This is a genomic window from Lapillicoccus sp., from assembly GCF_036559105.1.
Taxonomy (GTDB): Bacteria; Actinomycetota; Actinomycetes; order Actinomycetales; family Dermatophilaceae; genus Lapillicoccus.
Window position 1 is genome coordinate 1 of record NZ_DATBTV010000066.1, and the last position, 8,084, is coordinate 8,084.

The window sequence follows — 8,084 nt, forward strand, 5'->3', positions numbered from 1 at the left end:
ACCTTGGGCAGCCGCTCCGCGACGGTCGACGGGCGCTCCAGGCCGCGCAACCGCATCGACACGGTCAGGCTCCGCGGGCCACCGACGTCCACCGCGACCCAGGACGCCAGGCGTCCGACCTCGTCGCAGGTACCGTCGACCAACAGGCCGTCCGGAGCCAGGCGGCCGCGCACGAGGTCCCAGGCGGAGCCGACCTCGTCCTCCGGGTACTGCCGTAGCACGTTGAACGCGCGCACGACCGTGGGGCGTCGATCATCGCCGAGCGGTACCTCGAACCCGCCCAGCGCGAACGTGAGACCGGCCCGCGCCAGGGGCCGGGCCGCCCGGACCCGCTCCGGGTCGATCTCGATCCCGACGACCTGGACGTCGCTTCGGACCCGCGCCAACCGGTCGTGCAGCTCCAGCGCGGTCACCGGGGAGGCGCCGTAGCCCAGGTCCACGACGACGGGCGGCTCGGCCGCGCCCCGCAACCGCCACCCCTCGACGTCGGCCAGCCAGCGGTCCACACGGCGCAGCCGGTTCGGGTTGGTGGTGCCCCGGGTCACGACGCCGACCGGCCGGATTCGCGCCACACCGGGAGGGTATGCCGCCCCACCCCGCTTCCAGACGCCCGTTGTTACCGGTTTCGGCACCGTGAGACGCCCGAAACTCACAACAACGGAGGTCTGGAAGCGGGAACAGCGGGGCGGCATACGCTGCTGTGGTGAGTGTGGATGACGAGATCCGCCGGGTCGCCATGGTGAGTGTCCATACGTCACCGCTCGAACAGCCCGGTACCGGCGACGCGGGCGGCATGAACGTCTACGTCGCCGAGGTCGCCAAGCAGCTGGCCGCCCGAGGCGTCGAGGTCGACATCTTCACCCGGGCCACCACCGGCGCCGTCCCCCCGATCGTCGACATGGTCCCGGGCGTCTCGGTGCGCCACATCACCGCGGGCCCCTACGAGGGGCTGAGCAAGGCGGACCTGCCCGGCCAGCTCTGCGCCTTCACCGCCGGCGTCATGCGCGCGGCGGCGGCTCGGCCCGAGGGCTGGTACGACGTGCTCCACTCGCACTACTGGCTGTCCGGCCAGGTCGGCTGGCTCGCCGCCGACCGGTGGGGGGTCCCTCTGGTGCACACCATGCACACCATGGCCCGGGTCAAGAACCTGTACCTGCCGACCGACGACAGCCCCGAGCCCCCGGGCCGCGAGATCGGCGAAGCCCAGGTCGTCGAGGCCGCCGACCGGCTCGTGGCCAACACCGAGGGGGAGGCCGAGGAGCTCATCGAGCTCTACGACGCCGACCCCGGCAAGGTCCGCGTCGTCACTCCCGGTGTCGACCTCGCGACCTTCACGCCCGGCGACCGGGGCGCGGCCCGCAAGGCCCTCGGCCTCCGGGATGGCGCGCGGGTCCTGCTGTTCGTCGGCCGCATCCAGCCCCTCAAGCGGCCCGACGTGCTGCTGCGCGTCGGTGCCGAGCTGCTCCGCCGGCACCCCGACTGGCGCGACGACGGTCTGACGCTCGCGGTCCTCGGCGGCCCCAGCGGTTCCGGCCTCGCCCGCTCCGGCCACCTCGAGGCGCTCGCCGCCGAGCTCGGGGTCGAGGCCCAGACCCGGTTCGTGCCGCCGGTCTCCCGGCCCGAGCTGACGCAGTGGTACCGCGCCGCCGACCTCGTCCTCATGCCCTCGCACAGCGAGTCGTTCGGGCTGGTGGCGCTGGAGGCCGAGGCGTGCGGGACCCCGGTCGTCGCCGCCGACGTCGGCGGCCTGCCCATCGTCGTCGGCGACACGGGACTGCTCGTCGAGGGCCACGACATCGGGGAGTGGACGGCCGCGGTCGAGTCCCTGCTCGTCGACCCCGCGCGGCGCAGCGACCTCGGACGGCGGGCCGCCGCCCACGCCCAGGAGTTCGGCTGGGGGGCGACCACCGACCGCCTTCTCGAGGTGTATGCCGAAGCCCGCAAGGTCCGGACCCTCACCCCGATGGACCCCTTCGACGAAGTGGTCCACGCGCCGGCGGCCCTGATCCCGTGACCCGGGAGCCGGGGCCATGCGCGGCTGACGCGGAGGCGGCGGTCCACGCATACCTCGACGACGCCGGCATCGAGTGGGAGCTCGGCGGCCGTCCGGGGGAGTTCGTCGTGTCGCTGCCCGGTGAGAAGAAGCTGCGGACCGTCGCCTCGCTCCTCGTCGGGGATCGCTACACGTCGGTGTCGGCGTTCGTCGTGCGGAACCCGGACGAGAACCACGAGGCGTTCTACCGACACCTGCTGCGCCGCAACCTCCGGATGCCCGGTCTGGCCTACGCCGTCGACACCTCCGGCGACGTCTACGTCAAGGGCGAGGTCCCCACCGCCGCGGTCGACGCCGCCTACCTCGACCAGCTGTTCGGCGTGGTCCTCGAGGCCGCCGACTCGCCGTTCAACGAGCTGCTGGTGCTGGGCTTCCTCACGTCGATGCGCAAGGAGTGGGCCTGGCGCATCTCGAGGGGTGAGTCGACCCGGAACCTCGAGGCATTCCGGCACCTCTTGGAGGATCAGCCCGGCCAATAGGGTGATCGCATGACCTACACCCTCGTGCTGCTCCGCCACGGTGAGAGCGTCTGGAACGCCAAGAACCTCTTCACCGGCTGGGTCGACGTGGACCTGTCCGACAAGGGGCGCGCGGAGGCGGTCCGCGGGGGCGAGCTGATGGTCGCCGAGGGGCTGCTGCCGGACGTCGTCCATACCTCGGTGCTGCGGCGCGCGATCACCACGGCGAACCTCGCCCTCGACGCGGCGGATCGGCACTGGATCCCGGTGCGCCGCCACTGGCGGCTCAACGAGCGCCACTACGGCGACCTCCAGGGCAAGGACAAGAAGCAGACGATGGAGCAGTTCGGCGAGGAGCAGTTCATGCTCTGGCGCCGCTCCTACGACACGCCGCCGCCGCCGATCTCGGCCGACAACCAGTACAGCCAGGCGGGTGACCCGCGCTACGCCGGACTCAGTGCCGACATGCCCGAGACCGAGTGCCTCAAGGACGTCGTCGCGCGGATGATCCCTTACTGGGAGAACGAGATCCAGGCGGACCTACGCGACGGCAAGGTGGTTCTCGTCGCGGCGCACGGCAACTCGCTCCGCGCCCTCGTCAAGCATCTCGACGGGATCGGCGACGACGACATCGCGGCGCTCAACATCCCCACCGGTATGCCGCTGGTCTACGAGCTCGGCGACGACTTCCGGCCGGTTACCCCGGGCGGCCGCTACCTCGACCCGGAGGCCGCCGCCGAGGCCGCTGCCGCGGTGGCGAACCAGGGCCGCTGAACTTCCGGTGGAGGTATATCCGAGCGCTAGGGCGCTCGGATATACCTCCACCGGAAGCCGTGGACCCGCTCAGAGCGCGACCCGCGAGTCCTCCTGCTCCTCGTGGTCGAGCTCTGGCAGGTCCAGCTCGCTGCGGTACTCCCCGGTCACCAGGTAGACGACGCGCTGCGCCACCGAGACCGCGTGGTCGGCGAACCGCTCGTAGTAGCGCCCGAGCAGGGTCAGGTCGACCAGGGTCTCCCGCGGGAGGTCGGTCTTGTCGTGCAGGATCGCGTCGAACAGCTGGCGGTGCAGCTCGTCCATCGCGTCGTCGTCCTGCTCCAGGCTGAGCGCCGCGGTGGAGTCCATGGAGGCGATGACCGAACCGGCCTTGGCGACGATCCGCTCCGCGATCTGGCCCATCTGGAGGATGTGCGCCGAGAGCGCCGGCGGCACCGCGCTGTCGGGGTACCGCAACCGAGCGACCTTGGCGATGTGCCGGGCCAGGTCGCCCATCCGTTCGAGGTCGGAGCTCATCCGCATCGAGGTGACGACGATGCGCAGGTCGGTGGCGACCGGTTGCTGGCGGGCCAGCAGGTCGATCGACAGGGCGTCGAGCTCGGTCCTGATCGTGTCCAGCTCGTCGTCCGCCGCGATGACGGTCTCGGCGAGGTGCACGTCGGCGTCGAGCAGGGCCGTCGTCGCCCGGGAGACGGCCGAGCCCGCCAGGCGGGTCATCTCGACCAGCTGGTCGGTGATCTTGTCGAGGTCGTCGTGGAAGGCGTCACGCATACGGCCTAAGTCCTTTGATCTGCAGGGTGGCCCCTCCCGTCCGGAGCCAGCGCGAGGTTCGCAGGCGCAGGTGAACGGTTGTCACCACTGTGGTGAACATTGTCCGTCACCGTGCGGCGGCGGAGGGTCCTCGGTCGGGACTGCTCGCTCGCCCACCTACCCTGGAGGGGTGGACGTGACGACCGCTGCCACGCTCGGTGCGATGGGCGGGATCGCCCTTTCGGGCATCGCCGTGTATGCCGTGCGCCTCTCGGAGCGCCTGCAGCACCGGGTGCCGGCGCCGACGGAGGACCCGTCCGCACTTCCCGACGGCATCGCCGACGTCCTCGCTGTGCTGCGGTCCAGCGGGATCGTCCTCGACTCGGCCGACTCCGTCGTGAACAACTCGCCGGCCGCGGTCGCGAACGGGCTGGTCAGAGCGCAGGACCTCACCCAGCCGGAGCTGCTCGAGGTGGCTCGGCTGGTTCGGCGAGACGGCGTGATCCGCGAGGTCGAGCTGGAGCTGCCGAAGGGTCCGGCCGGTCGACCGGGGCTCGTCGTCGGCGCCCGCGTCGCGCCGCTGGGCTCGGAGCACGTCCTGCTGCTCGTCGACGACCGCAGCGAGTCGCGCCGGCTCGAGGAGATCCGGCGCGACTTCGTCGCCAATGTCTCCCACGAGCTGAAAACCCCGGTGGGCGGTCTGGCCCTCCTGGCCGAGGCCGTCCTCGATGCGCACGACGACCCCGAGGCTGTGGCCCGGTTCGCCCAGCGGATGCAGGTCGAGTCCCTCCGCCTGACCCGGCTGGTCCAGGAGATCGTCGATCTCTCGCGGCTGCAGGTCGCCGCCTCCCTCAGCGAACCGCACCCCGTCGACCTGGCCCACGCGGCCCGCGAGGCCGTGGACCGGTCCCGGCTGGCGGCCGAGGACAAGGACATCGAGATCGCCCTCGTGACCGGCGAGGACTGCTCGGTCTGGGGCGACCACGCGCTGCTCGTCACGGCCATCCGCAACCTCGTGGGCAATGCCGTCGCCTACTCCGAGGCGCACACCCGCGTCACCGTGAGCGTGCGCACCGTCCCGGGCGACGTGGTGGAGCTGGCGGTCACCGACCAGGGCCAGGGCATCGCGATGGCCGACCAGCAGCGGATCTTCGAGCGGTTCTACCGCGTGGACGCGGCCCGCTCCCGCTCCACCGGCGGCACCGGGCTCGGCCTCGCGATCGTCAAGCACGTGGCGGCGAACCACGGCGGCGAGGTCACCGTCTGGTCCGAGCCGGGCCGCGGCTCGACCTTCACCCTCCGGCTGCCGTCCATGCTCGTCGGCCGGCAGCGCGACGCCGACTCCCGCCAGACGGACGACACCGTCAAGGTCCCGTTCGCCTCACCCACCCCACAGGAAGCGACCCACGTGTGAGCCGCATACTCGTCGTCGAGGACGAGGAGTCCTACTCCGACCCCCTCTCGTACCTGCTGCGCCGCGAGGGCTACGAGGTAGCGGTGGCCGAGACCGGTCCCTCCGCGCTCGCCCAGTTCGACAAGAACGGGGCCGACCTCGTCCTGCTCGACCTCATGCTCCCGGGCCTGTCCGGGGTCGACGTCTGCCGACAGCTGCGCCAGCGCAGCTCGGTCCCCGTCATCATGCTGACCGCCAAGGACAGCGAGATCGACAAGGTGGTCGGGCTGGAGCTCGGCGCCGACGACTACGTGACCAAGCCGTACTCGTCCCGGGAGCTGCTGGCCCGCATCAAGGCGGTCCTGCGGCGGCTGTCCGAACCCGAGGAGCTGGTCCCGCCGACCCTGGAGTCCGGCCCGGTCCGGATGGACGTCGAACGCCACACCGTCACGGTGAGTGGCGTCGCGACGCCGTTGCCGCTCAAGGAGTTCGAGCTGCTCGAGATGCTGCTGCGCAACGCCGGCCGGGTCCTCACCCGGATGCAGCTCATCGACCGCGTGTGGGGCAGTGACTACGTCGGCGACACCAAGACGCTCGACGTCCACGTCAAGCGGCTGCGGGCGAAGATCGAGCCGGATCCGGCCAACCCGCGCCACATCCTGACCGTGCGCGGGCTCGGCTACAAGTTCGAGGCGGCGTAGCGCGACACCGCATACCCGAGGTATGCGGGTCGGCCAGGTCGGACGGTCAGCCGCCGGTCGTCGTCGCCGTGACCGTTGCGGTGACCGTCGCCGTCTCGGTCCCGCCGGAGGTCGTCGCCGTGGCGGTCGTGGGGACGGCGGTCGCCGTCGCGCCGGCGTAGTAGCCGTTGGGCAGCAGGATCGGCACGTTGGCGAACACCTGACCGGCCTTGGTCTGCAGCACGATATTGGTCAGGTCGCCCGGAGCGGCCGCCACGGCGTTGATCTGGATGCCGCTGATGGGGACCTGCTGGTTGCCCTTGAGCTGCATGGACGGGCCGTTCGACGAGCTCGACTGGGCCTGCTCGGCGGTGAGGAACGTGACCGTCACCGGGTCCCCGCCGCTGTTGATGAGCGAGCCGACCAGGACACCGGCCGCGCCCTTGGCCGCCGACACGAGGACGAGCCCGCGGGCCTGCACGTCACCGATGTTGACGTCGATCCCGTCGCCCGGCTGGTACTCGACCGTGGTCTGCGCCGGCGACTGCGTGGAGCACGCGGCGAGGGCGCCGGTCGCGCCGACGAGGACCGCCGCGAGAGCCGCGGCGGAGCGCCGGCCGGGTCGCCGACGGCGTGACGTGAGGGGACTGACGCGCAGCGTGATGGTCGCGGGCCGAGGCACGGGCGTCAGCCTAGCGGCAGGGTGCGGCACCGCGCCGTCGGACATGACGGCGTCGGTACGTCGTCGGTCCGGAACCGCGCGCGTTGCACGTCCGCGGCCGCTTTGTCAAGAGGTCAACAATCGCCCTTCGGCGGCCTGCAGGCCTCTGACCTGCGCAAACGAGTGCTGTCGAGTCGTGAGTGGTCGGGCCCGCGTGGTATTCTGGTCCTCGCGAAAGGGGAAAACAGCACATGGTTTTCAAGGTCGGCGAAATGGTCGTGTACCCCCACCACGGGGCCGCATTGATCGAAGACATTCAGACCCGCACGATCAAGGGAGAGGCCAAGCTCTATCTCACCCTCAAGGTCGCCCAAGGCGATCTGACCATCCAGGTCCCCGCCGAGAACTGCGACCTCGTCGGCGTCCGCGACGTCGTCAGCCAGGACGGGCTGGACCGGGTGTTCGAAGTGCTCCGAGCCCCGCACACCGAGGAGCCGACCAACTGGTCGCGCCGCTACAAGGCCAACGTCGAGAAGCTGGCCTCGGGTGACGTCATGAAGGTGGCCGAGGTCGTCCGCGACCTGTGGCGCCGTGACAAGGACCGTGGGCTCAGCGCCGGCGAGAAGCGGATGCTGGCGAAGGCTCGCCAGATCCTCGTCTCCGAGCTGGCGCTCGCGGAGAAGACCAACGAGGACAAGGCCGAGGCCATCCTCAACGAGGTCCTCGCCTCCTGACCGCGACTCCTCCGCGCCGCCATGGCTGACCCCCGGATCGGGGTGATCGTCGTCGCGGCCGGAGTGGGTTCGCGGTTCGGCGCCGCGACGCCCAAGGCGTTCGTCCGGCTGTCCGGCCGGTCCCTGCTGACCTGGTCGGTCGAGGCGGCGCTGGGCTGCCCCGGCGTCGCGTGTGTCATCGTCGTCGCCCCACCTGGTCACGTGACCGAGGCTGAACGGGAGACCTACGGGTATGCGAGGGTGCCGGTTCGGGTGGTTCCCGGCGGCGCCGAGCGACCCGATTCGGTGGCGGCCGGGCTGGCTGCCCTTCCGGACGATGTCGACGTGGTGCTCGTCCACGACGCCGCTCGCGCGTTGACGCCGTCCGCGCTGTTCGCCGACGTGGCGGCCGCGGTCGCCGCTGGGGCCCCCGCCGTCGTCCCGGGACTCCCGGTCGTCGACACGGTCAAGCAGGTCGACGAGTCCGGGACGGTCGTGGCGACCCCGCCCCGGGCCTCGCTCCGGGCGATCCAGACGCCCCAGGGCTTCCGCCGCGACGTCCTGGAGCGCGCACACGCGGAGGCCGGCGCCCGCTCGGTGAC

At 71.4% G+C, this 8,084-nt stretch carries 10 protein-coding genes; 7 read left to right on the forward strand and 3 right to left on the reverse strand.

The features are described from left to right. Positions 1-572, reverse strand: a 572-nt coding sequence (locus tag VIG79_RS08825) for a class I SAM-dependent methyltransferase (RefSeq protein WP_331884682.1), incomplete at its 3' end; no start/stop codon positions are given. Between the two features lie 137 nt (positions 573-709). Between VIG79_RS08825 and mshA the strand changes: the two genes are divergently transcribed. Genes mshA through VIG79_RS08840 form a run of 3 tightly spaced genes read left to right on the forward strand, consistent with a single transcriptional unit; the run spans position 710 to position 3,285 of the window. Further along, positions 710-2,014 (forward strand): D-inositol-3-phosphate glycosyltransferase, encoded by a 1,305-nt coding sequence (gene mshA, locus VIG79_RS08830; RefSeq protein ID WP_331884700.1) that lies wholly within the window; start codon positions 710-712, stop codon positions 2,012-2,014. Then, positions 2,011-2,532, forward strand: a complete 522-nt coding sequence (locus VIG79_RS08835; RefSeq protein ID WP_331884684.1) for a YbjN domain-containing protein — start codon at positions 2,011-2,013, stop codon at positions 2,530-2,532. The genes mshA and VIG79_RS08835 overlap by 4 nt, the downstream gene beginning before the upstream one ends. A 9-nt stretch (positions 2,533-2,541) precedes the next feature. Next, entirely contained in the window at positions 2,542-3,285 is a 744-nt protein-coding gene (locus VIG79_RS08840) for a phosphoglyceromutase (protein ID WP_331884686.1), read from the forward strand. 69 nt (positions 3,286-3,354) lie between these two features. Here the strand turns inward: VIG79_RS08840 and phoU are convergent, their stop codons facing one another. After that, positions 3,355-4,056 carry a phosphate signaling complex protein PhoU gene (phoU, locus tag VIG79_RS08845; protein ID WP_331884688.1) on the reverse strand — a complete coding sequence of 234 codons (702 nt, stop codon included), beginning with the start codon at positions 4,054-4,056 and terminating at the stop codon, positions 3,355-3,357. A 169-nt stretch (positions 4,057-4,225) separates the two neighbouring features. Between phoU and VIG79_RS08850 the strand changes: the two genes are divergently transcribed. Continuing rightward, positions 4,226-5,449: a sensor histidine kinase gene (locus tag VIG79_RS08850; protein WP_331884690.1), complete on the forward strand. Its 1,224-nt coding sequence runs from the start codon at positions 4,226-4,228 to the stop codon at positions 5,447-5,449. Next, a complete protein-coding gene (locus tag VIG79_RS08855; protein ID WP_331884692.1) occupies positions 5,446-6,129 on the forward strand; it encodes a response regulator transcription factor in 684 nt (227 codons plus the stop codon). The genes VIG79_RS08850 and VIG79_RS08855 overlap by 4 nt, the downstream gene beginning before the upstream one ends. Positions 6,130-6,175: 46 nt before the next feature. Here VIG79_RS08855 and VIG79_RS08860 read toward each other — a convergent pair whose 3' ends face one another. Next, positions 6,176-6,790, reverse strand: coding sequence for a hypothetical protein (locus VIG79_RS08860; protein ID WP_331884694.1), 615 nt, complete (start codon positions 6,788-6,790; stop codon positions 6,176-6,178). A 230-nt stretch (positions 6,791-7,020) separates the two neighbouring features. Between VIG79_RS08860 and VIG79_RS08865 the strand changes: the two genes are divergently transcribed. Beyond that, on the forward strand, positions 7,021-7,503 hold the full coding sequence (locus tag VIG79_RS08865) for a CarD family transcriptional regulator (RefSeq protein ID WP_331884696.1): 483 nt from the start codon (positions 7,021-7,023) through the stop codon (positions 7,501-7,503). Positions 7,504-7,524: 21 nt separating this feature from the next. Then, on the forward strand, positions 7,525-8,084 hold a 560-nt coding region (locus VIG79_RS08870; protein WP_331884698.1), incomplete at its 3' end, for an IspD/TarI family cytidylyltransferase.